At 75.0% G+C, this 24297-nt stretch carries 27 protein-coding genes; 13 read left to right on the forward strand and 14 right to left on the reverse strand.

The window, feature by feature from the left end; genetic code table 11:
• Nucleotides 1-263 precede the first annotated feature (263 nt).
• Together purE and I4I82_RS09055 are read right to left on the reverse strand one after the other, a co-directional pair.
• Nucleotides 264-767, reverse strand: coding sequence for a 5-(carboxyamino)imidazole ribonucleotide mutase (purE, locus tag I4I82_RS09050; RefSeq protein WP_218595629.1), 504 nt, complete (start codon nucleotides 765-767; stop codon nucleotides 264-266).
• Nucleotides 760-1971, reverse strand: coding sequence for a 5-(carboxyamino)imidazole ribonucleotide synthase (locus I4I82_RS09055; protein ID WP_226369957.1), 1212 nt, complete (start codon nucleotides 1969-1971; stop codon nucleotides 760-762). The genes purE and I4I82_RS09055 overlap by 8 nt, the downstream gene beginning before the upstream one ends.
• Before the next feature lie 64 nt (nucleotides 1972-2035).
• On the opposite strand from I4I82_RS09055, the gene I4I82_RS09060 reads away from it, so the two are divergent.
• Nucleotides 2036-2569 (forward strand): GtrA family protein, encoded by a 534-nt coding sequence (locus I4I82_RS09060; RefSeq protein WP_218591478.1) that lies wholly within the window; start codon nucleotides 2036-2038, stop codon nucleotides 2567-2569.
• 83 nt (nucleotides 2570-2652) lie between these two features.
• Here the strand turns inward: I4I82_RS09060 and I4I82_RS09065 are convergent, their stop codons facing one another.
• Nucleotides 2653-3918 (reverse strand): ATP-binding protein, encoded by a 1266-nt coding sequence (locus tag I4I82_RS09065; protein WP_218591479.1) that lies wholly within the window; start codon nucleotides 3916-3918, stop codon nucleotides 2653-2655.
• 10 nt (nucleotides 3919-3928) lie between these two features.
• Entirely contained in the window at nucleotides 3929-4585 is a 657-nt protein-coding gene (locus I4I82_RS09070) for a response regulator transcription factor (protein ID WP_218591480.1), read from the reverse strand.
• Between the two features lie 66 nt (nucleotides 4586-4651).
• On the opposite strand from I4I82_RS09070, the gene I4I82_RS09075 reads away from it, so the two are divergent.
• The 4 genes from I4I82_RS09075 (at nucleotide 4652) to I4I82_RS09090 (ending at nucleotide 9191) form a co-directional block, all read left to right on the forward strand.
• Nucleotides 4652-5386: an inositol monophosphatase family protein gene (locus tag I4I82_RS09075; RefSeq protein ID WP_218591493.1), complete on the forward strand. Its 735-nt coding sequence runs from the start codon at nucleotides 4652-4654 to the stop codon at nucleotides 5384-5386.
• Nucleotides 5387-5612: 226 nt separating this feature from the next.
• On the forward strand, nucleotides 5613-7229 hold the full coding sequence (locus I4I82_RS09080; protein WP_218591481.1) for a peptide chain release factor 3: 1617 nt from the start codon (nucleotides 5613-5615) through the stop codon (nucleotides 7227-7229).
• A 46-nt stretch (nucleotides 7230-7275) separates the two neighbouring features.
• The gene (locus tag I4I82_RS09085; RefSeq protein ID WP_218591482.1) at nucleotides 7276-8730 is read left to right on the forward strand and encodes a SulP family inorganic anion transporter; all 1455 of its coding nucleotides are present in this window, start codon (nucleotides 7276-7278) and stop codon (nucleotides 8728-8730) included.
• A gap of 14 nt (nucleotides 8731-8744) precedes the next feature.
• Nucleotides 8745-9191 carry a MaoC family dehydratase gene (locus I4I82_RS09090; protein ID WP_218591483.1) on the forward strand — a complete coding sequence of 149 codons (447 nt, stop codon included), beginning with the start codon at nucleotides 8745-8747 and terminating at the stop codon, nucleotides 9189-9191.
• 22 nt (nucleotides 9192-9213) lie between these two features.
• Here I4I82_RS09090 and I4I82_RS09095 read toward each other — a convergent pair whose 3' ends face one another.
• From I4I82_RS09095 to I4I82_RS09115, 5 genes are all read right to left on the reverse strand, one after another.
• A complete protein-coding gene (locus I4I82_RS09095; protein WP_218591484.1) occupies nucleotides 9214-10149 on the reverse strand; it encodes a hydroxymethylglutaryl-CoA lyase in 936 nt (311 codons plus the stop codon).
• Nucleotides 10142-10627, reverse strand: coding sequence for a PH domain-containing protein (locus tag I4I82_RS09100; RefSeq protein WP_218591485.1), 486 nt, complete (start codon nucleotides 10625-10627; stop codon nucleotides 10142-10144). Before I4I82_RS09100 ends, I4I82_RS09095 begins: the two co-directional genes overlap by 8 nt.
• Nucleotides 10628-10646: 19 nt before the next feature.
• Complete coding sequence (locus tag I4I82_RS09105) at nucleotides 10647-11468, reverse strand: biotin--[acetyl-CoA-carboxylase] ligase (protein WP_218591486.1); 822 nt, start codon at nucleotides 11466-11468, stop codon at nucleotides 10647-10649.
• Nucleotides 11469-11574: 106 nt separating this feature from the next.
• The gene (locus I4I82_RS09110) at nucleotides 11575-12837 is read right to left on the reverse strand and encodes an FAD-dependent monooxygenase (RefSeq protein WP_218591487.1); all 1263 of its coding nucleotides are present in this window, start codon (nucleotides 12835-12837) and stop codon (nucleotides 11575-11577) included.
• A 34-nt stretch (nucleotides 12838-12871) separates the two neighbouring features.
• Nucleotides 12872-13933, reverse strand: a complete 1062-nt coding sequence (locus I4I82_RS09115; RefSeq protein ID WP_218591488.1) for a hypothetical protein — start codon at nucleotides 13931-13933, stop codon at nucleotides 12872-12874.
• Between the two features lie 168 nt (nucleotides 13934-14101).
• Between I4I82_RS09115 and I4I82_RS09120 the strand changes: the two genes are divergently transcribed.
• Together I4I82_RS09120 and I4I82_RS34745 are read left to right on the forward strand one after the other, a co-directional pair.
• The gene (locus I4I82_RS09120; protein ID WP_218591489.1) at nucleotides 14102-15739 is read left to right on the forward strand and encodes an acyl-CoA carboxylase subunit beta; all 1638 of its coding nucleotides are present in this window, start codon (nucleotides 14102-14104) and stop codon (nucleotides 15737-15739) included.
• Nucleotides 15736-16068 (forward strand): acyl-CoA carboxylase subunit epsilon, encoded by a 333-nt coding sequence (locus tag I4I82_RS34745; protein WP_308112774.1) that lies wholly within the window; start codon nucleotides 15736-15738, stop codon nucleotides 16066-16068. The genes I4I82_RS09120 and I4I82_RS34745 overlap by 4 nt, the downstream gene beginning before the upstream one ends.
• Nucleotides 16069-16133: 65 nt before the next feature.
• Here I4I82_RS34745 and I4I82_RS09130 read toward each other — a convergent pair whose 3' ends face one another.
• The 5 genes from I4I82_RS09130 to I4I82_RS09150 all read right to left on the reverse strand — a co-directional run bounded on the left by I4I82_RS09130 (nucleotide 16134) and on the right by I4I82_RS09150 (nucleotide 19562).
• The gene (locus tag I4I82_RS09130; RefSeq protein WP_226369958.1) at nucleotides 16134-16700 is read right to left on the reverse strand and encodes a GTP-binding protein; all 567 of its coding nucleotides are present in this window, start codon (nucleotides 16698-16700) and stop codon (nucleotides 16134-16136) included.
• The gene (locus I4I82_RS09135; RefSeq protein WP_218591490.1) at nucleotides 16687-17043 is read right to left on the reverse strand and encodes a DUF742 domain-containing protein; all 357 of its coding nucleotides are present in this window, start codon (nucleotides 17041-17043) and stop codon (nucleotides 16687-16689) included. Before I4I82_RS09135 ends, I4I82_RS09130 begins: the two co-directional genes overlap by 14 nt.
• Nucleotides 17044-17133: 90 nt before the next feature.
• Complete coding sequence (locus tag I4I82_RS09140; RefSeq protein WP_218591491.1) at nucleotides 17134-17526, reverse strand: roadblock/LC7 domain-containing protein; 393 nt, start codon at nucleotides 17524-17526, stop codon at nucleotides 17134-17136.
• Entirely contained in the window at nucleotides 17523-18677 is a 1155-nt protein-coding gene (locus tag I4I82_RS09145; RefSeq protein WP_218595630.1) for an ATP-binding protein, read from the reverse strand. The genes I4I82_RS09140 and I4I82_RS09145 overlap by 4 nt, the downstream gene beginning before the upstream one ends.
• Nucleotides 18678-18698: 21 nt before the next feature.
• Nucleotides 18699-19562 carry a hypothetical protein gene (locus I4I82_RS09150; RefSeq protein WP_218594319.1) on the reverse strand — a complete coding sequence of 288 codons (864 nt, stop codon included), beginning with the start codon at nucleotides 19560-19562 and terminating at the stop codon, nucleotides 18699-18701.
• 447 nt (nucleotides 19563-20009) lie between these two features.
• Here I4I82_RS09150 and I4I82_RS09155 point away from each other — a divergent pair, with 447 nt between their 5' ends.
• The 6 genes from I4I82_RS09155 (at nucleotide 20010) to I4I82_RS09180 (ending at nucleotide 24248) form a co-directional block, all read left to right on the forward strand.
• Complete coding sequence (locus I4I82_RS09155; protein WP_218594320.1) at nucleotides 20010-20633, forward strand: Maf family protein; 624 nt, start codon at nucleotides 20010-20012, stop codon at nucleotides 20631-20633.
• Nucleotides 20634-20643: 10 nt separating this feature from the next.
• Nucleotides 20644-21552, forward strand: coding sequence for a sulfurtransferase (locus I4I82_RS09160; protein WP_218594321.1), 909 nt, complete (start codon nucleotides 20644-20646; stop codon nucleotides 21550-21552).
• Nucleotides 21549-21980, forward strand: coding sequence for a SufE family protein (locus I4I82_RS09165; RefSeq protein WP_218594322.1), 432 nt, complete (start codon nucleotides 21549-21551; stop codon nucleotides 21978-21980). The genes I4I82_RS09160 and I4I82_RS09165 overlap by 4 nt, the downstream gene beginning before the upstream one ends.
• Nucleotides 21981-22085: 105 nt before the next feature.
• Nucleotides 22086-22970, forward strand: coding sequence for a TIGR04222 domain-containing membrane protein (locus I4I82_RS09170; protein WP_218595631.1), 885 nt, complete (start codon nucleotides 22086-22088; stop codon nucleotides 22968-22970).
• Nucleotides 22954-23832: an MbnB/TglH/ChrH family RiPP precursor modification enzyme gene (locus I4I82_RS09175; protein ID WP_218595632.1), complete on the forward strand. Its 879-nt coding sequence runs from the start codon at nucleotides 22954-22956 to the stop codon at nucleotides 23830-23832. Before I4I82_RS09170 ends, I4I82_RS09175 begins: the two co-directional genes overlap by 17 nt.
• Nucleotides 23829-24248 carry an SCO6045 C-terminal-like domain-containing protein gene (locus I4I82_RS09180; RefSeq protein WP_218595633.1) on the forward strand — a complete coding sequence of 140 codons (420 nt, stop codon included), beginning with the start codon at nucleotides 23829-23831 and terminating at the stop codon, nucleotides 24246-24248. The genes I4I82_RS09175 and I4I82_RS09180 overlap by 4 nt, the downstream gene beginning before the upstream one ends.
• Nucleotides 24249-24297: the final 49 nt, after the last annotated feature.

Genomic DNA, 24297 nt, shown 5'->3' on the forward strand with positions numbered 1-24297 from the left:
GAACTACGTCCACAGGTGCTAGCGGACAGCCACCTCACGAGTCCGGTTGCTACTCAACGCTGGACCACCTCCTCTCACGTGTGACACCACCCTACGACCGGACGGGCGGGGTGCGCCACGTCTAATTCCGGGAGGGTTGCGCGAGCGGGGAGGGGATGAGGGAGGGGCCCGCCGACCCCCGACGAACCGACGGACCCCGTCTCCCCCTGCACACGGTCTTCGTACGGGCTCGCCGGGCGGTTGGGGGTCCGATCGGGTGGTGCTCAGGCGCCGGCGGCGCGCTCGCGCAGCGCGGCGTCCTTGCTGAGGACGAGGTCGTGCAGGTCGGCCTGGAACGCCGTCATCCGCTCCCGCAGCGCCGCGTCGGAGGCGGCGAGGACGCGGACGGCGAGCAGACCGGCGTTGCGGGCGCCGCCGACCGACACCGTGGCGACCGGGACGCCCGCGGGCATCTGCACGATCGACAGCAGCGAGTCCAGCCCGTCGAGGTGCGCGAGCGGCACGGGCACGCCGATCACCGGCAGCGGCGTGGCCGAGGCGACCATCCCCGGCAGGTGCGCGGCCCCGCCCGCCCCGGCGACGATCACGCGCAGGCCGCGGCCGGCGGCGTCGCGGGCGTAGTCGAGCATCCGCTGCGGGGTGCGGTGCGCGGAGTACACGCCCACCTCCCACGGCACGTCGAACTCGTCCAGCGCCGTGGTGGTCGCCTCCATGACGCGCCAGTCCGAGTCACTGCCCATGATCACGCCGACGACGGGCTCAGGCATTCGTGGTCTCCTTCTCCGCTTCGGCGCCGTGGATGGACCAGCCGTCGGCCCACTCCGCGGTGGAGAGCCAGTGGGCCGCGAGGGCGGCGCGGGCGCGGACGGCGGCCATGTCGTCGCCGAGGACCGTGACGTGCCCGACCTTGCGCGCCGGGCGCTCGGCCTTGGCGTAGAGGTGCACCTTGACGTCGGGGAACCGCGCGAACAGGTGGTGCACCCGCTCGTCGACCGACATGGCGACCGGCCCGTCGGCGCCCAGCACGTTGGCCATGACGACCGCGGGGGCGGTGGGGGTGGTGGCGCCGAGGGGGTAGTCGAGGACCGCGCGCAGGTGCTGCTCGAACTGCGAGGTGCGCGCGCCCTCGATCGTCCAGTGCCCCGAGTTGTGCGGGCGCATGGCGAGCTCGTTGACGAGCAGGATCCCGTCGGTCCGCTCGAACAGCTCGACGGCCAGCAGCCCGGTGACGCCGAGCGCGTCGGCCAGCCGCAGGGCGAGCCGCTGCGCGCCCGCGGCGACCTCCTCGTCGAGTCCGGGGGCGGGCGCGAGGACCTGCACGCACTGCCCGGCCTCCTGCACCGTCTCGACGACCGGCCACGCCGCCGCCTGGCCGTACGGCGAGCGCGCGACCAGCGCGGCGAGCTCCCGGCGCAGCGGCACGGCCTGCTCGACCATCAGCGGCGTCCCGGCCGCCAGCAGCTCCTCGACCAGCGCGGGGTCGGCGGCGTCGAGCATCCAGACCCCGCGCCCGTCGTAACCGCCGCGGACGGCCTTGAGCACGACCGGCCAGCCGTGCTCGGCGCCGAACGCCTCGACGTCGGCCGGGGAGCCGACGGTCGCGAACGGCGGCACCGCGGCCCCCAGCTCCGAGAGCCGGCGGCGCATCACGAGCTTGTCCTGGGCGAACAGCAGGGCGTCGGGCCCGGGGTGGACGGTGACGCCGTCGGCGACGAGCGCGCGCAGGACGTCCTGCGGCACCTGCTCGTGGTCGAACGTGACGGCGGCGCAGCCCGTGGCGAACGCGCGGACCGCGGCGAGGTCGTCGGCGGCCCCCGCCCGGACGTCGGCGCACACCTGCGCGGCGGGCTCACCGGTGCCGGCGGCGAGCACCCGCAGCGACTGCCCCAGCGCGATCGCGGCCTGGTGGGTCATGCGGGCGAGCTGTCCGGCACCGATCATGCCGACGACGGGGAGCGAGGACGGGTTCACGGTGCCGGGAGCCTACGCGAGCGCCGCCGTCGGCCCCGGGACGGCATCTGGAAGGATCGGCCGGGTGTCCGTCGTCGAGTCGGTGCTGGCCCAGATCCCCCAGCCGTACCGCTCCGTGGCCATCAAGCACCGCGAGCTGATCAAGTTCGCCATGGTCGGCGGCACCACGTGGATCATCGACACCGCCGTGTTCCTGCTGCTGAAGAGCACGGTGCTGGTCGAGAAGCCGCTCACCGCGAAGATCATCGCAGTGCTGGTGGCGACCATCGCCTCGTACGTGCTCAACCGCGAGTGGTCCTTCCGCACCCGCGGCGGCCGGGAGACCCACCACGAGGCCCTGCTGTTCTTCCTGGTCAGCGGCATCGGGGTGGCCGTCTACACGGCACCCTTGGCCGTGTCGCGGTACCTGCTGCACCTGAGCGTGCCCGAGGTCAGCCTGTTCACCCAGGAGGTCGCCGACTTCGTCAGCGGCCAGATCGTCGGCGTCCTGCTGGGCATGGCGTTCCGGTGGTGGGCCTTCCGCCGCTTCGTCTTCCCGGACGAGGACGTGCGGCGGCAGGTGCCGGAGGCCGACGCGCCGGACCGCCCGAAGGCCTGACCGGACCGCGTGATCGCCGGGACCGCAGCGTCACGGTCCCGCCGACGACCCTGACGTCAGGTTCCCGGTGATCACCGGGAACCTCAGCGCGGGCTGCTCGGCAACCGCCCCGGCGCCACGACGTCGTCCGCGCGGGCGGCGGGCAGGAAGATCGTGAAGGTCGGGGGGCGGGCGCGGGAGAGCTCCAGCCGTCCCCCGTCCGCCTCGACCAGCGCCCGGGCCAGGGCCAGGCCGATGCCGGTGGACGACCCGACCGACACCCCGCGTTCGAACACGTGCGCCACGAGCTCCTCCGGCACGCCGTCGCCGGCGTCGGTCACCTCGATGACCAGGCTCTTCTCGGTGGCCCGCGCCGCCACGACGACGGTGCCGCCGCCGTGGCGCAGCGCGTTGTCCAGCAGCGCGCCGACCGACTCACGGATGCGGGCGGGCGTCACGCGGGCGAGCAGGCCCTCGGGCACGCGCATCTTCAGCGCCCGCCCGGCCGCCCTCAGCGCGGGCCGCCACTCCTGCGCGACCGCCTCCAGCCCGGCCCGCAGGTCCACCGGCTCGGCGCCGGCCGCGCGGGCGGCGCGGGCCGCCTCCAACAGGTCGTCGAGGACGGCGGACAGCTTCTCGGCCTGCTCCAGCGCGGCGAGGGCCTCGGAGCGGGCGCTGGGGTCGGGGTGGGTGGTGAGCTCGTCGAGGCGCAGCTGCAGGGCGGTGAGCCGGCTGCGCAGCTGGTGGGAGACGTCCCCGACGAGCTGGCGCTCGCGCTGGACGAGCTCGGCGAGCGCGGCGGCGGAGGCGTCGAGGACCTCGGACACGGCGTCCAGCTCGGGGATGCCGTGGCGGGCCGGCGCGGAGCGGAAGTCGCCGGCGCCGAGGCGGGCCGCGCGATCGGCGACGTCGCCCAGTGGCTCGGCGAGGCGCCGCGCCGTGAGCGTGGCGACGACGGTCCCGACCGCCACCGACAGCACCACGAGCAGCAGCACCACGAGCGTGACCTGCACCTGCTGCCCGAGCAGCACCGCCCGCGGCTCCTGCATCGTGGCCGTGCCGCCGGAGCCGAGCGGGAGGGTCTCGGTGACCGGGTCCTCCCCCACGTCCTCGCCGATCACCAGCGGCGCGCGCCCGGCCTGCTCCAGCACCAGCCGCCCGCCCGCGGGAACGGCCAGCTCCAGCCCGGGGACGTCGACGGCGGCGCCGGGACCCTCCAGCCGGGTCGCGACCTGCTCGAGCCGGGAGGTCAGCTCGGCGCGGTCGAAGTCGTCGACGAGCTGCCACGTGGTGATCGCCAGCGGCCCGCCCAGCACCAGCGCGGTGAGGGCGACGACCAGCAGCGTCGACTGCAGGATCCGGCGGCGCACGGCGTCGGCCTCAGTCGTGGTTGAAGCGGAAGCCGACGCCGCGGACCGTCGCGATCCGCCGCTCCCCGCCGATCTTGCGGCGCAGCCAGGACATGTGCATGTCCAGCGTCTTCGACGTCTTCATCTCCGGGTCGTTCCACACCTCGCGCAGGATCTCCTCGCGCGTGACGACCTGCCCCGCGCGCAGCAGCAGCACCCGCAGCAGCTCGAACTCCTTGTTCGCGAGCCCGACCTCCTCGCCGTCGACGAGCACCCGCCGCCCGGACAGCTCCATCCGCACCCCGGCCACCTCCACCGCCTCCGGGGTGAGCCGGCGCAGCAGCGCCCGGACCCGCGCGAGCAGCTCCGCGAGCCGGAACGGCTTGCCGACGTAGTCGTCGGCCCCCGCGTCGAGCCCCACGACGAAGTCGACCTCGTCGGTGCGCGCGGTGAGCATGAGCACCGGCAGGTCGGAGTGGTCCAGCCGCACCCGCCGGCAGACCTCCAGCCCGTCCATGCCGGGCAGGCCGAGGTCGAGCACGAGCAGGTCGACGTCGCCGGCCTGCACACGGTCCAGCGCGGCGAGACCGTCGGTGGCCACCGCGACGGTGTAGCCCTCCCGGGTCAGCGCGCGGGAGAGCGGCTCGGCGATGGCGGCGTCGTCCTCGGCGAGCAGGACGGTCGTCATGGTGGTCACACTAGGCCGGGCAGACTCACTGCTGTGAGCGACTCCGATCTCGACCTCGCCCTCCGCATGGCCGACGCCGCCGACGCCCTGAGCCTCGATCGGTTCCTGGCCGCCGACCTGCGGGTCGAGCGCAAGCCCGACCGCACGCCGGTCACCGACGCCGACACCGCCGTCGAGGAGTCCCTGCGCGCGCTGCTGGCGGCCGAGCGGCCCGGCGACGCGGTGCTCGGCGAGGAGGAGGGCGGCACCGTCGACGGGGCGGAGCGCGGCTGGGTGATCGATCCGATCGACGGCACGAAGAACTTCTCCCGCGGCGTCCCCGTGTGGGCCACGTTGATCGGGCTGACGGCGGCGGGCACCGCGAGCGTCGGCGTCGTGAGCGCCCCCGCGCTGGGGCGGCGCTGGTGGGCCGCGCCCGGGGAGGGCGCCTGGACCCGCGACTCCCCCACCGCGGCGCCCCGGCGGATCGCGGTGTCCGGGGTGGCCGACCTCGGCGACGCCTACGCCTCCACCACCGACGCCCGCGGCCTGGGCGAGCGCTGGGCCCGCCTGGGCGCAGCGGTGTGGGAGACGCGCGCGTTCGGCGACTTCTGGCAGCACTGCCTCGTCGCCGAGGGCGCGATCGACGTCGCCGTCGACGCCGCCGCCAACCCCTGGGACCTCGCCGCCCTGGTGCCGATCGTCCGCGAGGCGGGCGGGCGGCTGGGTTCGCTGGACGGGGCCGACGGCTTCGCCGGAGGCGACGGCATCTCCACCAACGGCCTCCTGCACGCCGCCGCCCTGGCCGTCCTCACCCCCTGACCCTCCCCGCCGAGTTTGCCGCGAGACCCGGCGAGTCTGCCGCCGACGCACGCCGTCTTGGCCGATCGCGCACACGCAGCCGCACCCCATCGGCGAACTCGCGCCGCGAACCGGACGACTCGCCGGGCGGGATCGGACAACTCGCCGGGGGCGTGCGGACAACTCGCGGGGGTGTCGGGGTAGGCGCGAGCTGCTGCCCGCGGGACGGCCGTAACCTGGAGCCACCATGACCGAGCCGCTCACCCGACCCGCCCCCGCCGGCTCCATCGCCGCCCAGGCGCTGCGCCGGCGCACCTTCGCCGTGATCTCCCACCCCGACGCGGGCAAGTCGACGCTCACCGAGGCGCTCGCCCTGCACGCCGAGGTGATCGACTCCGCGGGCGCGGTGCACGGCAAGGCCGGGCGCAAGGGCGTGACCTCGGACTGGATGGAGATGGAGCGCGCCCGCGGCATCTCCATCACCTCCGCGGTGCTGCAGTTCAGCTACCGCGACCACGTGATCAACCTGCTCGACACCCCCGGCCACGGCGACTTCTCCGAGGACACCTACCGCGTCCTCGCCGCCGTCGACGCCGCCGTGATGCTGCTCGACGCGTCGAAGGGCCTCGAGGCCCAGACCCTCAAGCTGTTCGACGTCTGCCGCAGCCGCGGGATCCCGGTGCTCACGTTCGTCAACAAGTGGGACGTGCCCGGGCGCGAGGCCCTGGAGCTGCTCGACGAGGTGGAGCAGACGATCGGGCTGCGGCCGATGCCCGTCACGTGGCCGGTCGGCATCGCGGGCGACCTGCGCGGCGTCGTCGAGTGCGCCACCGGCGAGCTGCGCCGCTACGCCCGCACCGCGGGCGGCGCGACGAAGGGCGAGGTCGAGGTCCTCACGCCGGAGCAGGCCGCCGAGCAGGAGCCGCTCTACACCGAGACCGTGCTCGACGAGCTGGAGCTGCTGCGCGAGATCGGCGCGGAGTTCGACGAGGACGACTACCTCGCCGGCACCGCGACGCCCGTCCTGTTCGGCGCCGCCCGCCACGGCGTCGGCGTGGGCCGCCTGCTCGACGCCCTCGTCGACCTCGCCCCGGCCCCCGCCCCGCGCCCCGACGCCGAGGGCGCGCCGCGCGAGCTCGACACCCCGCTGTCGGGCCTGGTGTTCAAGGTGCAGGCCGGCATGGACCGCAGCCACCGCGACCGCACCGCGTTCCTGCGCATCAACTCCGGCCGCTTCGAGCGCGGCATGGTCCTCACCCACGCCGGCACCGGCCGCCCGTTCGCCACGAAGTACGCGCAGGCGGTGTTCGGCCAGCAGCGCACCACGCTGGAGGAGGCCTTCCCCGGCGACATCGTGGGCCTGGTCAACGCGGGTGCGCTGCGCCCCGGCGACACGCTCTACGCCGACGACCCGGTGCAGTTCCCGGCGATCCCGAGCTTCGCCCCCGAGCACTTCGCGGTGGTGCGGGCCAAGGACGCGGGCCGCTACAAGCAGTTCCGGCGCGGGATCTCCCAGCTCGACTCCGAGGGCGTCATCCAGGTGCTGCGCTCGGACCGCCGCGGCGACCAGGCGCCCGTGCTCGCCGCCGTCGGCCCGCTGCAGTTCGAGGTGGTCACCGCACGGCTGTCCGACGAGTTCGGCGCGCCGGTGTCGCTGGAGCAGCTGAACTACACCGTCGCCCGCCTCACCGACGAGGCCGGTGCGCTCGTGCTGAACAAGGAGAGCGAGACCGAGGTGCTGCAGCGCTCGGTCGACGGCGCGCTGCTCGCGGTGTTCGTCAACAAGTGGCGGATGGAGACGATCCGGCGCAAGCACGAGGGCGTCATGATGGAGCCGCTGCTCGCCGGGGCCGTCGACCGCTGAGCCCTCGCACCGGGGCAACTCTCACGTAGCCGTAGAGTCGCCGTCCGTGACCCGCCCCGCCTGGCTCGCTCCCCGCGTCCTGCGCACCGAGGCCCTCTCCGGACTCGTCGTCGCCCTCGCCCTCATCCCCGAGGCCATCGCCTTCTCGATCATCGCGGGGGTCGACCCGCGCGTCGGGCTGTTCGCCTCGGTCACGATGGCGATCACCATCGCCTTCACCGGCGGGCGGCCCGCGATGATCTCCGCGGCCACCGGGGCGGTGGCGCTCGTCGTCGCCCCGCTGGTCCGCGACCACGGCCTCCAGTACCTCATCGCGGCCGTGCTCCTGGGCGGCGCGATCCAGATCGCGCTGGGCGTGGCCGGCACGGCGCGGCTGATGCGGTTCGTGCCGCGCAGCGTGATGGTCGGCTTCGTCAACGCGCTGGCGATCCTGATCTTCGCCTCGCAGCTGCCCTACCTGGTCGGGATCCCGTGGTCGGCGTGGGTGCTGCTCGCGGTGGCGCTCGCCGTGCTCGTGGTGCTGCCCCGGCTCACCTCCGCCGTGCCGGCCCCGCTGGTGGCGATCGTGGCGCTCACCGCGTTCACCGTGTTCGCGGGCGTCACCGTGCCGACGGTCGGCGACCAGGGCGAGCTGCCCGACGGCCTCCCCGTCCTCGGCCTGCCCGACGTCCCGCTCACGTTCGGCACGTTGGCGATCATCGCGCCGTACGCGCTCGCGATGGCGGTGGTCGGGCTGCTGGAGTCGCTCATGACGGCCAAGCTCGTCGACGAGATCACCGACACGCCCTCCGACAAGACGCGCGAGTCGTGGGGCCAGGGCGTCGCCAACATCGTCACCGGCCTGTTCGGCGGCATGGGCGGCTGCGCGATGATCGGCCAGACGATGATCAACGTGCGGTCCGGCGGGGCCCGCACCCGCGCGTCGACGTTCCTCGCGGGCGCGTTCCTGCTCGTGCTGATGCTCGCGCTGGGCGACGTCGTGGGGACGATCCCGATGGTCGCGCTCGTCGCCGTGATGGTGATGGTCGCGGTCGGCACGTTCGACTGGCACAGCGTCGCCCCCGCCACCCTGCGCCGGATGCCCTACAGCGAGACCGCGGTGACGGTGGCGACGGTCGCGGTCACCGTGGCCACCCACAACCTCGCCTACGGGGTGGGCGTCGGCGTCGTGGTGGCGTCCGTGCTGTTCGCGCGGCGCGTGGCGCACGTGGTCGACGTGGCGGCCGAGCGCGACGACGAGAGGGCCGTCTACCGCGTCACCGGCCAGCTGTTCTTCGCCTCCTCCGGCGAGCTCGTCACGGCGTTCGACTACGCGGGCGACCCGCCGTCGGTCGTCGTCGACCTCTCCGGGGCGCAGGTCTGGGACGCCTCCACCGTCGCCGTCCTCGACACGATCACCGCGAAGTACCGCGCCCGCGGCACCACCGTGACGATCACCGGGATGGACCCGCGCAGCGCCTCGCGGCACGCGGCCCTGGCGGGGCACCTCGAGGCGGGGTGAGCGATGATCGCCCGGTGACCGACCTGGCCTTCGAGGACCTCACCCCCGGCCGTGTGTTCGAGCTGGGCACGACGGTGGTCGACCGCGACGAGATGGTCGCCTTCGCCCGCCGCTTCGACCCCCAGCCCTTCCACCTCGACGACGAGGCCGCGTCGACCTCGCTGTTCGGCGCACTGGCCGCGTCGGGCTGGTTCACCGCCGGGCTGTGGATGCGGCTCTACGTCGACGTGGTCCTCAACAACGCGACGTCGCTGGGCTCCCCCGGCGGCGAGGACATCGCCTGGCCCGCGCCCGTGTTCGCCGGAGACGAGCTGCGCGGCACCATGGAGGTCCTCGACGCCCGCCGCTCCCGCAGTCGTCCGGGCCTGGGCCTGGTCACGCTGCGGGCGCAGCTGCACCGGGGCGACACCGAGGTCTTCCGCAGCACGTTCACCGGGATGTTCGGCACGCGCGACGCGTGAGGCCGCCGGGAGCCCGCCCGCGTCAGCCGGCGAGCGCCCGCACCACCCGCGAGGGCGACGGACGCCCCAGCTGCCCGGCCATCCACGCGCTGGTGGCCACGAGCGCGTCGAGGTCGACGCCGTGGGCGATGCCCAGCCCGTCGAGCATCCAGACGAGGTCCTCGGTGGCGAGGTTGCCGGTGGCCGACTCCGCGTAGGGGCAGCCGCCGAGGCCTCCCGCGCTGGCGTCGACGGTGGTGACGCCGCGGCGCAGCGCGGCGAGTGTGTTGGACAGCGCCTGCCCGTAGGTGTCGTGGAAGTGCACCGCCAGCCGCTCGACGGGGACGCCGCCCGCCACGCAGGCGTCGAGCACGGCGTCGACGTGGCCGGGGGTGCCGGTGCCGACGGTGTCGCCGAGGGAGAGCTGGTCGCAGCCCATGTCGACGAGCCGGCGCCCGACCGCGGCCACCTGCGCCGGGTCGACGGCCCCCTCCCACGGGTCGCCGAAGCACATGGAGACGTAGCCGCGCACGCGCAGACCCTCGGCGACCGCGCGCGTGACGACGGCGTCGAACATCGCGAACTGGGCGTCCAGCGAGCGGTTGAGGTTGCGCTGCGCGAACGTCTCGGTGGCGCTGGCGAACACCGCGACGTGCCCGACGCCCGACTCCAGCGCGCGGTCGAGGCCGCGCTCGTTGGGCACGAGCACCGGGTAGTCGACGCCGGGCGCGCGCGTGAGCCGGGCGAGCAGGTCGGCGGCGTCGGCGAGCTGGGGCACCCACTTCGGGTGCACGAAGCTCGTGGCCTCCAGCGTGCGCAGGCCGGTGCCGGCGAGGCGGTCGAGGAACTCCGCCTTGACCTCGACGGGCACGACCGCCTTCTCGTTCTGCAGGCCGTCGCGGGCCCCGACCTCGTAGATCGTGACGGACGAGGGCAGCCCCCCGGTGGGGACGGCCTGCGGAAGGGCTCGGTCAGACATCGTCGGCGACCTCCTGGTACAGCAGTGCGTGGACCCGCTCGACCCGCGGGACGTCGGTGAACTCGAGCGGCTCGTCGGACGCCGACTCGATCACCAGGGTGCCGCACCCGAGCACCCTCTCGAGCACGGTGTGACGGAACCGGACGCTGTGGATGCGGCTCATCGGGATGTCGATGCCGGTGCGCGCGAGCACGCCCTCGCGGACGAGCACCCGCCGCGTCGTGACGACGAAGTGCGTGGTGCGCCAGCGGACCACCGGCACGAGCGTGAGCCAGACGGCGAGACCGGCCCCGACGACGCCGAGCGCGAGCCAGGCCCACGGCGCCCAGGTCTGCTCGCGCACCAGCGCGGCGAGGAACACGCCGACGGCGACGACGAGCAGCAGGTGCAGGACCGGCCCGAGCAGCATCGTCGCGTGGGGGTGCGTGTGCAGCACGACCCGCTCACCGTCGACGAGCAGGTCATCGGGGTAGGCCACCGGGCCACCGTAGTTGTGGCTACTCCGCGGGCCGGAGGTGGACGACGTCGCCCGCGGCGACCGCGCGGCGGTGCCCGGCGGCGTCGAGCAGGAGCAGGCGGCCGTCGCCGTCGACGTCCTCGGCGATGCCGCTCACCGACGTCCCGCCGGGCAGCTCGACGCGCACCGGCGAGCCCAGGCTCAGGCACCCGGCGCGGTAGTCGGCGCGCAGGCGCGTGGACTCGGGGTCGCCGCGCCCGGTGCGCCACTGCTCCTCGCGGGCCCACAGGCGGGTGAGCAGCTCGACGAGCACGGCCGCGCGGTCGATCTCCCGGTCGCTCTCGGCGGCGAGCGAGGTGGCACCGGGCTGGTCGGACGGCGCGGAGTCGACGTTGAGGCCGATCCCGACGACGACGGCCGGGCGCGCCGGGTCGGCCACCTCGGCGAGGATCCCGGCCACCTTGCGCGGGCCGCCGCGGTCGGCGGAGCCCACGAGGAGGTCGTTGGGCCACTTGAGGCCGGCGGGGGCGTCGGTGACGGTGCGGACGGTGTCGAGCGCGGCCAGCCCGGCCAGCAGTGGCAGCCAGCTGAACCGCGACGGCGACACCCCGACCGGCCGGAACAGCACGCTCACCGTGAGCCCGGACCCGGGCGGGGACACCCAGCTGCGGGCCAGCCGGCCCCGCCCGGCCTCCTGGTGCTCGGCCACGAGGACGGTGCGGTCGGGCGCCCCGGCGAGCGCGGCGGCCATCAGGTCGGCGTTCGTGGAACCGGTGCGCTCGACGACGTCGAGGCGGTTCCACGGGCCCACGCACGCCGCGCGCAGCGCTCCGGCGTCGAGTGGCTGCGCGGTGCGGTTCATGACCCGCAACGGTACCGGCGGGACCCCCGGACCGCGGAGCGGGAGGCCGCCGCGCGACCGGTGGGCGCCGCGGGTCGCCGGGCGCGCAGGGCCCGCCGCCGACCGGTCAGCCCGCGCCGGGCCCGGTGACCGCCGCGGGGCCGGTCAGCACCTGCTCGCTCGGGGCCGGGATCGCGATGGCCGACGCCGCCCTCGTCCCGAACCGCCGGGCGATCGGCGGGAACGCCGCCGCCAGGCGCAGGATCCGGACCGGCTCCGGGTCGCCGCGGCGCATCCGGTCGAGACTGCCCCGCTCGGAGCGGACCTGCGCGCGCTGCTCGCGGTCGGACACAGCCCGGCGGCGCACCTCGAGCTCCCCGCAGGCGGCGTCGATCGTCGTATCGAGGTCGGCCGGGTCGCCGCCCAGGACCGGCGCCAGGGTGTTGCCGGCGTCGGCCGCGTCGGCGATGGCGATGTTGATGCCGTTGCCGCCCACCGGGGAGATGACGTGCGCGGCGTCGCCGATCAGCAGCAGGCCGGGCCGGTACCACGACGGCAGCCGGGTGATCCGGACGTTGAGCAGCGTGAGCTGGGAGAACTCGGTGAGGCCGTCGAGACGGTCGCCCAGCCACGGCATCCGGTCGCGCGCCAGCGCCACCACCGGCCCGACGCCGGCCTCGCGCGCCTGCGCGACCGTGCCCGTCGGGATGATGTGACCGAGTTGCCAGGTCGCGCCCTGCCCGAGCGCGACGACCGCCGCGCCGGGCACCGCGAAGTAGTCCAGGCCCGACAGCGGCGGGTCGTCGTCGCGGCGCGGCACCTCGAACCACAGGATGTCGAGCCCGGCGCCCAGCTCCTCGGCCTCGAACCCGCCCAGGCGCCGGACCTGCGAGAACCGCCCGTCGGCCCCGACGACGAGCGGCGCACGGATCTCGCGCACCTCGCCGTCGGCGGCGCGGTACCGCACGCCGCGCACCCGCCCGTCCTCCTCGACGAGCTCGTTGACCCGCGCCGACATCACCAGCCGGAAGCCCGGCAGCTCCGCGGCGCGCGCGGTGAGCAGCCCGAGGAACTCCGGCTGCGGCACGAGCACGTAGTGCGGGAAGCGGCGGCTGGCACTGCCGTAGTCGGCGATCCGGTAGGACGCCGTCGGCGTGTGCCAGGTGAACGCGTCGGCCGTGGCGTGCGGGCGGGCCAGGACGTCGTCGGCCAGGCCGAGGACGTCGAGCCAGTCCATCACCGGCGGGGCGAGCGAGTCGCCCCGGAAGCGGCGGGCGAAGTCCGACCGCGCCTCCAGCAGCGTCACCCGCCGCCCCGCCCGGGCCAGCAGGTAGGCCAGCACGGCGCCGCCGGGACCGCCCCCGACGACGACGCAGTCGGTCTCGTCCATCTCTCCACCCTCGAATCTCTCGGCCATCGAGAGACTACCGCGGTCGGCCGTTCCGTGCGAAGTACGCCGACGCCGCCGGCCGGAACATGAACCAGATCGCCGCCGCGACGAGGACCACCTGGATCGCGGTGGCGACCACGTTGAGGACGCCCAGCGCCCCGAGCGAGAGCATCTGGCCGGCGGAGAAGAACGAGTAGACGCCGCTGAGCAGCGACAGGACCCCGAGCACGGTCAGCAGGATGCGGGCCCAGTTGCGGCCGTTGCGCATCGCGAACACCGCGGCCGCCACCAGCGCGAGCAGGACCAGCGACACCACGATCCCGCCGATCGCCCCGCCGCGGGCGGCGCCGAGGACCTCGGCCGGTACGTCGCCCGCGGACACCCCGGCGCTCTCCAGGGCGGCCTCGACGAGGGAGTCGATGAGGAAGAAGGCGACGACCGCGCCGATCACCCCGAGCGCCAGGTCGGCCAGCCACAGGAGGAACGCGGTGCGCACCTCGGGCGGCGCCGACGCGGGGCCGCCGCTGCGACCGGACTGCTTCTCGAGGCTCGGGCCGTCGTCGTAGCCCTGCTGAGCGCCACCGTAGCCCTGCTGACCACCGGCGTCCGCCCGGCCGTAGCCGGGGTCCTGCTGGCCCCCGTAGCCGGGCTGGCCGCCGTAGCCGGCCTGTTGGCCGCCGTATCCCTGCTGGCCGCCGTATCCCTGCTGGCCGCCGTATCCCTGCTGGCCGCCGTATCCCTGCTGGCCGCCATAGCCCTGCTGGCCGCCATAGCCGGGCTGCTGCCCGTACCCGGGCTGGCCGCCGTACCCGGGCTGCTGGCCGTACCCGGGCTGCTGGCCGTACCCGGGCTGCTGGCCGTAACCGGGCTGGCCGCCGTAGCCCGGCTGGCCGCCGTAGCCGGGCTGCTGGCCGTAACCGGGCGGTGGCCCCTGCCCGGGCGGCGGGCCGTAGCCGGGCTGCTGACCCCCGTGCCCGGGAGGCGGTCCCTGGCCGGGCGGCGGGCCGTCGCCGGGCCGGCCCTGGCCGGGCCCCTGACCGGGAGGGGGCTCCTGGCCCTGTTGACCCGACTGCGACTCGGACGGTGGCTGCGACATGCGACTCTCCGCTCTCGTGGAGTACCTGGCTGTGACCAGCACCACAAGTGCCGTCGAGGGGATCCAAGCCCCAGCGCCCAGGTCGTGCAAGCAGGACGTTCCCTCCGACGGCGGACGTGACCAGGCACGCACGGACGACGGGTTACCAGCCGGTTAGGCTCCCCGGCCATGACCGCCGCAACGGAGCCGATCGGGGACGCGTCCGGCGCTGCCGCCGACGAGCCGGACGTCCACACCACCGCCGGCAAGCTCGCCGACCTCTACCGACGTGCCGCCGACGCCGTCGACGCCGGGTCGGGCGCCGAGCGCCAGCACGCCAAGGGCCGCCAGACCGCCCGCGAGCGCATCGACCAGCTGCTCGACCCGGGCTCGTTCGTCGAGCTCGACGCGCTCACGCGCCACCGGTCGACCAACTTCGGCATGGACGCCAAGCGTCCCTTCGGCGACGGGGTCGTCACCGGCACCGGCACCGTCGACGGCCGCCAGGTCGCGGTCTTCAGCCAGGACGCCACCGTGTTCGGCGGCGCGCTCGGCGAGGTCTACGGCGAGAAGATCGTCAAGGTCATGGACCTGGCGCTCAAGATCGGGTGCCCGATGATCGGTATCAACGACGGCGGTGGCGCCCGCATCCAGGAGGGCGTGGTCGCGCTCGGGCTCTACGGCGAGATCTTCGTCCGCAACGTCCGCAGCTCCGGGGTCATCCCGCAGATCTCGCTGGTCATGGGCCCGTCGGCCGGTGGAGCGGTGTACTCCCCCGCGCTCACCGACTTCATCGTGATGGTCGACGGCACCAGCAACATGTTCATCACCGGCCCCGACGTGATCAAGACCGTCACCGGTGAGGACGTCGAGATGGAGGACCTCGGCGGCGGCCGGGCCCACAACACGAAGTCCGGCGTGGCGCACTACCTGGGCAGCGACGAGGCCGACGCGATCGACTACGTCAAGGAGCTGCTCGGCTACCTGCCCAGCAACAACCTCTCCGAGCCGCCCGCCTACCCGGCCCCGGAGCCGGTGGCGGGCTCGATCGCCGACGGCCTCACCGACTCCGACCTCGAGCTCGACACGATCGTCCCGGACTCGGCGAACACCCCCTACGACATCCGCGGCGTCATCGAGCGGGTCGTCGACGAGGGCGAGTTCCTGGAGGTCCACGAGCTGTTCGCGCCGAACATCGTGTGCGGCTACGGGCGCATCGAGGGCCGGTCGGTCGGGATCGTGGCCAACCAGCCCACCCAGTTCGCGGGCTGCCTCGACATCGACGCGTCGGAGAAGGCCGCGCGGTTCGTGCGCACCTGCGACGCGTTCAACATCCCGGTCGTCACGTTCGTCGACGTCCCCGGCTTCCTGCCCGGCACCGAGCAGGAGTGGGACGGCATCATCCGCCGCGGCGCGAAGCTGATCTACGCCTACGCCGAGGCGACCGTCCCGAAGGTCACCGTGATCACGCGCAAGGCCTACGGCGGCGCGTACGACGTCATGGGGTCCAAGCACCTGGGCGCCGACATCAACGTGGCCTGGCCGACGGCCCAGATCGCGGTCACGGGCGCCGCGGGCGCGGTGAGCATCCTCTACCGCAAGGAGCTCAACGACCTCGAGGGCGACGAGCTGGCCAACCGTCGCGCGGAGCTGCAGCAGGAGTACGAGGACACCCTCGCCAACCCCTACATCGCGGCCGACCGCGGCTACATCGACGGCGTCATCCCGCCCTCGCACACCCGGGGCTACGTCGGCCGGGCGCTGCGGGCGCTGGAGACCAAGCGCGAGGCGGTCCCGGCGCGCAAGCACGGGAACATCCCCCTGTGAGCACCGAGGACGCCGCGAGCACCGAGGACGCCGCGGGCGACGACGACACCGCGAGCGACGACGACACCGCGGGCCCGGACGCCCCGAGCACGGAGGAGACCGCCGAGCCCACCCCGGAGGAGCGCCGCGCGCTCTTCCGGGTGGTGCGCGGCGAGCCCACCGACGCCGAGCTCGTGGCGCTCACGGTCGTGCTCGCGGCGGCCTCGTCGTCCGGCGGGGGCGACGCCCCGGTGCGCCGCCGCGACCGCTGGTCGGACCCGGCGGCGCGCCTGCGCGCGCCGCTCACTCCCGGCCCGGGCGCGTGGGCGGGCACCTACCTGCCGCGCTGAGGGGGACCTGCCGCGCCGAGGGCCTGCCGCACTGAGGGGCCTGTCTCGCTCAGGTGGCGGGCCGGTCAGGTCGGGACGGCGGTCCGGGCGAGCGCGTGCTGGACCAGCGCGACGAGCGTCGACCGGCCCGACCCGGGGTCGCGGGCGTCCAGCCACACCAGCGGGACGTCCGGGCCCAGGGCGAGCGCGTCGCGGACGTCCTCGGGCCGGTGCTCGTCGGCGCCGGGGAACCGGTTGACCCCCACGACGAACGGCAGCCGCCGGTTCTCGAAGTAGTCGATCGCCGCGAAGCAGTCGTCGATCCGGCGCAGGTCGACCAGCACCACCGCACCGACGCTGCCGCGGGCGAGCTCGTCCCACATGAACCAGAACCGCGACTGACCGGGCGTGCCGAACAGGTACAGGATCAGCGACGAGTCGACCGTGAGCCGGCCGAAGTCCATCGCCACGGTCGTCGTGCTCTTGTCCGGCACGAGGTCGGCGTCGTCGACGCCCACCGAGGCCGAGGTCATGGCCTGCTCGGTGAGCAGCGGCGGGATCTCCGACAACGTCCGCACCAGCGTCGTCTTGCCCACGCCGAACCCGCCGGCGACCAGCACCTTGAGCGGGATCAGCTCCTCATCGACCCGCACGGAGTCCCTCCAGCAGTCGTTCCAGCACGGCGGGCGACGGGCCGTCCTCGCCCGAGGGCGGCAGGTGGATCACGAGGTGGCCGGCATCGACGAGGTCGCTGACGACGACGCGCGCCACCCCGACCGGCACCCCGAGCGCGGCCCCGACCTCGGCGACCGACACCGGCCGCGCGGCCAGCTCCACCGTCGTGCGGTACTCCGGCTCCATCCCGTGCGACGAGGCGTCGGCGGTGGCCGTCACCAGCGCCTCCACGGGCAGGTCCCGGCCCGGGAGCGAGCGGGTGCGGCCGCGGGTGAGCGCGTAGACCGGCACCACCCGCCCGCCGGAACGGTGCTCGCTCACGAGCCCTCCTCGCTCACGCTCGTCAGCCGCGTTCGCGACCGCTGCTGCGCCCATGGTGAGCTGGCAAGCTCGCTCACGCTTCCCGCCCGCTCACGTCGCGGTCGCCGTGCGCGCGGCCGGTGTCAGCGCGTGGCCGACCCGGGCGGCGAGCAGCGTCATCTCGTAGCCGACCAGCCCGATGTCGCACTGCCGGTCGGCGAACACCGCGAGGGTGGCACCGTGGCTGATCGCGGTGACGAACAGGTAGCCGCCCGCCATCTCCAGGATCGTCTGCGTGACCGGCCCTGCCGACAGCAGCTGCGCGGTGCCCCGGGCCAGGCTCACCAGGCCCGACGCCGCCGCGGCGAGCTGGTCGGCCAGCGACGTCCCGACCTGTGACGACGTCGCGAGCCGCAGCCCGTCGCCGGAGACGACGACGCCGTGCACGACGCCGGGCGTGCCGCCGACGAACTCCTCCAGCAACCAGTCCAGCCGACCGCTCACGTCACTCCCCCGTTGTCGACGGTGTACTGCGCCGCACTGCGGCTGGCCTGGTAGCGCGACAGCGCGCTCGCGGCCGCGCTGTCGTGCACGGGCGCGGCCGGCTCGGCGCTCACGGGCCCGCGCAGCTCCGGCGCCAGGTGCGCCTGCGGCACGCGCCGGCGGAGTCCGCCGCGCGCGGGCTGGACCGGCACCGACGGCCCCGTGTCCCCGGGCCGCGGGTCCGGCACCGCCGGCGCGGAGGCGGGCCACCCGCCGCCGGACGGGGCCGGCGGCGTGGCCGCGAACGGCGCAGACCCGAACGGCGCAGACCCGAACGGCGCGGACCCGAACGGCGCGGACCCGAACGGCGCGGACTCGGATGATGCGGGCGGGGCCGCCGCGCGCGGGTCGGCGCCGAACGGGTCGGCGGGCCCGTCCGCCTCCGGGCTCCACCAGCCGCGCCACTCGCCGTCCTCCGGGCCGGGGGCGGCCGGGGCGAAGGGCGTCGGCCAGGGGGTGGACGTCCCGGAGGCCGCGACCGGTACCCGCTCCGGGGCAGGAGCAGGAGCCGGGCCGGGCTCCGGGGCGCGCTCGGCCGGCACCGGCCGCACGGGCTCCGGGGACGGGAACGGGGACGGGGACGGGGACGGGGACGCGCCCAGGGAGTGCCGCGAGGGGGTGAGGTCCCCCGGGGCGCGGCGGGGCAGCGGGACGGCGGGGCCCACCGGGAACAGGGCGGCGGGCAGCGCCACGACCGCGGTGACGCCGGAACCGGGCGTGGCCCCGAGCGAGACGCCGACGCCGTGCCGGGCGGCCAGCCGCGCGACCACGTGGAAGCCCAGCCGCTGGGCGACGGCGAGGTCCACGTCCTGCGGGCGGGCGAGCAGGTCGTTGGCGGCGGCCAGGTCCTCCGGCGGCATCCCCACGCCCCAGTCCTCGACCGTCATCAGGCACGCGCCCTCGTGGCGGGGGTCGGGGCGGGCGCGGACGGTGACCGTGGTGTCGGGCGGGGAGAAGCGCACGGCGTTCTCGGTCAGCTCGGCGAGCAGGTGCGTGAGATCGGCGACGACGCGCCCGGAGACGGCACCCACGCGGTCGTCGATCACCGTCGTGACCCGGTCGAGGTCCTCGGTCTCGGCGATGGCGGCCCGCGCGACGTCGCGCAGCGGCACGGGGGCCGACCACGTGCGCGGCTACTGCTCGCCGGCCAGCACCAGCAGGCTCTCCGCGTTGCGCCGGACGCGGGTGGCCAGGTGGTCGAGGGTGAACAGGTCCGCGAGGGCGTCGGGGTCCTGCTCCTTCTCCTCGAGCTGGTTGATGATGTCGAGCTGCCGGTAGAGCATGCTCTGGTTGCGCCGCGCCAGGTTGACGAGCATGTCCGAGGCGAAGCGGCGCCTGCCGATCTCGGCGTCGGCCGTGACCAGCTGCCTGCCCAGCGCCTCCTTCTCGGCCTGCTCGTCCTCGGTGATCCGCCAGAAGATCACCATGCCGACGCACGCGGCGAGCACCCCGAGGCCGTGGATCCCCGACCACAGCCACGGGTTCGCCTGCCCCGCCGGGTGGGCGAAGATCAGGTCGCCGAGCCAGATCGTGCCGATCCCGTGGCTCAGGACGGTGAAGGCCACGTTCCACAGGAACGGCACCCAGTCCTGGTAGAGCGCGATGAAGCCGATGATGATGAAGAAGTGGAAGTGCGCCTCGATGCTGCCCGAGGTGAGCACGACCAGCGCCGCGGAGCAGAACACCAGCCCGCCGGTGACGAAGAACGACGCGAGCCGGCGCTGCGTCACCACGACGCCCATCACCAGGCCCAGCACCGGCCCGACCAGGGACGCGCCGATGAGCAGGGGCGGGTCGCCCAGCGCGAAGCCCAGCAGCGCGAGCGCGGGGAGGTGCAGGGCCAGCGTCCACTGCAGCAGGCGGTGGCGGCGGTGCCAGGCCCGGTCGTCGAGGGTGTTGCCGCGAGGCAGGTAGTGCCACAGGCGGCCGGCCGTCCCGGGGGCGGGGCCGTCCTCGGTCTCTCCCGCTGCGGGGTCGACGGATGTGTCCACGCTCATCGCACTGTCCCCTCCGGCGGCCACGGGGCGGACGCCACTGCTCCAGGCCGCGCACCGTACGTGGTCGTCCCGACGCAGCCCGGCACTGCGCGAGCGCCGCGGACACTTCGGAGCAACCGTTCGGCGCGCAGACGCAGCGAACGGACGTACGACGACGAGCGAACGGCGTACAACGGCGGCGCGGGTCTCGACAAGCGGGCAGGTACCGCACGTCCGGCGCCGCGGACGGCACGCCGGGCGCCCCGGACACCCCCGGACCGCCTCCCTCCGCGGACCAACGTCCGCTGCTCCATTCAGCCCTGTGGATTCCGCTGTCGGTGCGACGAGCACCGCAGGACCGGTACGCCGGGTGCCCGAAGGGCTGCTCACGACCGGCGCCGCGGCGGCCGGACGGGGGCGGCTGACCCGCCCGGCCGCGACCGCCGCCCGGCCGTAGGGTCCGGCGTCGTGCGCGTCGTACTGGCCTCGGCCTCCCCCGCCCGCCTCTCGGTCCTGCGCGCGGCGGGGCTCGACCCGCTCGTGCACGTGTCCGACGTCGACGAGGACGCGCTGCTCGCGTCGGTCCCCGACGCCACCCCGGCCGAGAAGGTCACGACGCTCGCCGGGGCCAAGGCGACCACCGTGGCGCGCCGGATCGACGAGACCGAGACCGAGGCCGTGGTCCTGGGCTGCGACTCGATGCTGCACATCGGCGGCCACCTGGTCGGCAAGCCCGCCTCCGTCGACGAGGCCCGCGAGCGCTGGCGCGCGATGGCCGGCGGCACGGGCGAGCTCGTCACCGGGCACGCCGTGCTCCGCGTCGCCGACGGGGAGATCGACCGCGTCGCCGAGGGCCACGCCGTCACCGTCGTCCGCTTCGGGGAACCGACCGGGGAGGAGCTCGACGCCTACCTGGGCACCGGCGAGCCGCTCGCGGTGGCGGGCGCGTTCACCCTCGACGGGCTCGGGGGCTGGTTCGTGGAGGGCGTCGACGGCGACCCGTCGAACGTCGTCGGGATCAGCCTGCCGCTCGTGCGACGGCTGCTCGCGGGCGTCGGCGTCCAGGTCACGGACCTGTGGCGACAGGACTAGCCTGGGCGGCATGGCTCTGCAGAACGACACCGACCCGAAGCTGGCCGAGTACGCGCACCCCGACCGCCTGGTCACCACGGCGTGGCTGGCCGACAACCTGGGCGCCGACGGCCTCGTCGTCGTCGAGTCCGACGAGGACGTCCTCCTCTACGACACCGGCCACATCCCGGGGGCCGTGAAGGTCGACTGGCACACCGAGCTCAACGACCCGGTCACCCGCGACTACGTCGACGGCGCGCGCTTCGCCGAGATCTGCGGCGAGCGCGGCATCACCCGCGACACCACGGTCGTGTTCTACGGCGACCGCAACAACTGGTGGGCCACCTACGCCCTGTGGGTGTTCAGCCTCTTCGGCCACGCCGACGTCCGCATCCTCGACGGCGGGCGCGCCAAGTGGGCGGCCGAGGGCCGCGAGATGACCACCGAGCAGCCCGAGCCCGAGGCCGTCGCATACCCGGTCGTGGAGCGCGACGACGCCGCGATCCGCGCGTTCAAGGACGACGTGCTCGCGCACCTGGGGCTCGTGTCGTCTGGCGAGGGGGCCCTGGTCGACGTCCGCAGCCCGGGCGAGTACTCCGGCGAGCTGCTGCACATGCCCGACTACCCCCAGGAGGGCGCCGTCCGCGGCGGCCACATCCCCGGCGCGGCGAGCGTGCCGTGGGCCCGCGCGGCCGCCGAGGACGCCACGTTCCGCTCCCGCGCGGAGCTCGAGGCGATCTACCTGGAGGAGCAGGGCCTGAAGGCCGACGACGACGTCGTCGCCTACTGCCGCATCGGCGAGCGCTCCAGCCACACCTGGTTCGTGCTCACGCACCTGCTGGGCTTCGACAAGGTCCGCAACTACGACGGCAGCTGGACCGAGTGGGGCAACGCCGTGCGCGTGCCGATCGTGCAGGGCAGCGAGCGGGGCTCGGCGTGAGCCTGCCTCCGCAGCTGGAGGAGCTCGTCGAGGACTTCTCCGGCGTCGGTCCCAAGGACCGCCTGCAGCTGCTCCTGGAGCTCTCCCGCGAGCTCCCGGAGCTGCCCGAGCGGTACGCCGACGCGGCCGATTCGATGGAGCAGGTGCACGAGTGCCAGTCGCCGCTGTTCCTCGCCGTCGAGGTCGACGACGACGCCGACCGGCGCGTGCACCTGTTCTTCTCCGCGCCGCCCGAGGCGCCGACCACGCGCGGGTTCGCCTCGATCATGCACACGGGGATGGACGGGGAGCCGGCGGAAGCCGTGCTCGCCGTGCCCGACGACTTCTACACCGCGCTCGGGCTCGCCCAGGCCGTGAGCCCGCTGCGGCTGCGCGGCATGGCCGCGATGCTGTCGCGGATCAAGAAGCAGGTGCGCGCGGCCGTCTGAGGCTCTCCTGCGGCCACCTCAAGTTCTGGTGAAGAACGTTCCCCGGGACGGTGTCCGTCGCAACACTGTGAGGCGTCTCATGAGGACGTCTTCAGGAGGTGCGCGATGGACACCTGGGGAATCAGCGGCCCCACCTTCCTCACCGGCTACGTGCTCCTGGCCGCGGTGGTGTGGGTCGCGGTCGCGCGGCAGCGCCGCGCGCTCGCCGAGGGGTCACCTCGTACCGTCCACGACCTGGGCGGACACGAGGTGGCCCACCTCAACGGCGGGCCCGAACTGGCCGTCACCTCCGCGCTGACGTCCATGCACCTGCGCGGCACGATCGCGCCGGCCAAGGGCCTGGTCCACGCGGTGGGCCGGCCCGAGCCCGGTGCGCACCCGCTCGAGCGGGCCATCCACTTCACCTGCGGCAGCCCCGTACCGCGCGCCCGACTGCCGCTGCACCGTCCGGTCCGCACCGCGCTGGACGGCATCCACGACCGCCTCGTCGCCCAGGGCCTGCTGCTCCCGGAGCCCCGCCGCCGCGAGATCCGCGCGGCCGGTTGGTGGCTCGGTGCAGTCGCGCTGCTGGGTCTGCTGCGCCTGCTCGCCGGCGTCGCCGAGAGCCGGCCCGTCGGGCACCTCGTCGCGGTGCTGCTGCTCGTCTGCGTGGTCACGGCCGTGCTGCTGGTCCGGGCGCCGCGGCGCTCCCGCGCCGGTGACGAGCTCCTGGTGCGCCTGCAGACCGAGCACGACGCGCTGCGGCCGGACTCCCGGCCCGACTGGGTCGCCTACGGCCCGGCCACCGCCGCGCTCGGCGTCGGCATCTTCGGGGCGAGCGCCGTGTGGGCGTCCGACCCGGCCTTCGCCGAGGAGCTCGCCGTCCAGAAGGTCACGTCGTCCGGCGGAGGTGACGGCGGCGCCTCGTCCTCCCTCGGGGGCGGCGACGGCGGCGGTGGGGGCGGCGACGGCGGGGGCGGCGGAGGGTGCGGCGGTGGCTGCGGCGGCTGACGCCTGCACCGTCCCGGGGCTCGCCGGTCTGGGCATCGGCTGGCGGTCCGGGATCGCCGGCGTGGTGGATGACGTCGACGGCCTCGGCTTCACCGAGGTCGTCGCCGAGTCCCTCGTTCCCGCAGATCCGCCTCGAGGGGTGGCGGCTCTGCGGGAGCGGGGGGTGACCGTCGTGCCGCACGGGGTGCGGCTCTCCCTCGGCGGCACCGACCCGCTCGACGCCGCCCGCGTCACGCACCTCGCGGCCTGCGCGGCCGGCGTCGGGGCGCCGCTGGTGAGCGAGCACGTCGCGTTCGTCCGGGCGGGCGGGCGCTACGCCGGGCACCTGCTGCCGCTCCCCCGCTCCCGCGACGCGCTCGACGTCCTCGCCGCCAACGTGGCGCGCACGCAGGCCGAGCTCGACGTCCCGCTGGCGCTGGAGCCGATCGCCGCCCTGCTCGACTGGCCCGACGACGCGATGACCGAGGGCGAGTTCCTCACCGAGCTGCTCGACCGCACCGGCGCCCTGCTGCTGCTCGACGTCGCCAACGTGTACGCCAACGCGCGGAACCGCGGGCAGGACCCGGAGGCGGTGCTGGACTCCTTCCCGCTCGACCGCATCGCCTACGTCCACGTCGCGGGCGGCGCCACGCACGACGACGGGCTCCACCACGACACGCACACCGCGCCCGTCCCCGACGCCGTGCTGCGGCTGCTCGGGGCGCTGGTCGACCGCCTCCCCGCCCCGCCGCCGGTGATGCTGGAGCGCGACGGCGGCTACCCGCCCGCCGCGGAGCTGCACGCCGAGCTGGCGGCGATCCGGGGCGCGGCCCGCCTGGAACCCCCCGCGAGTCGGGCTCTCCTCGCGCGGGAGTCGCGGTGAGCGTCGTCTGGGGGCCCGACGCGCCCTCGGGCCGCGACCGCCTCGCCGCGCGCCAGGCCGCCCTCGTCGACGCGCTGGTGGCCGGCGGCCCGCCCCCGGACGGCTTCGACACCGCCCGCCTCGACGCCACCCGCCGCGCCCTGCTGCGCAAGCGGGCAGGCCTCGCCGCCGAGTCCTGGCCGCTGCTCGCGGCGTCGTTCGGCGAGGGCTGGCCTGCGGTGTTCGCCCGGCACCGCGACGGTCACGAGCCGGTCGGGGCGCTGCGCGACGGCTGGGACGTGGCGCGCGCGGTCACCGGGCTCACGGGCGGCGCGGCGGCGGAGCTCGCCGCCCGCGAGTCCGCGTTCCGCTACGACGGGCGCCGCGCGCCGCGCCCCCGTCTGCGCACGCGGCTGCGCCGGAGGCGGCGGCGCTGACCGCGCACGATCGGGTGCAACGTCATCCACGCCACACGGTCCTCCGTCC

It is taken from the genome of Pseudonocardia oceani (genome assembly GCF_019263585.2).
Lineage (GTDB): Bacteria > Actinomycetota > Actinomycetes > Mycobacteriales > Pseudonocardiaceae > Pseudonocardia > Pseudonocardia oceani.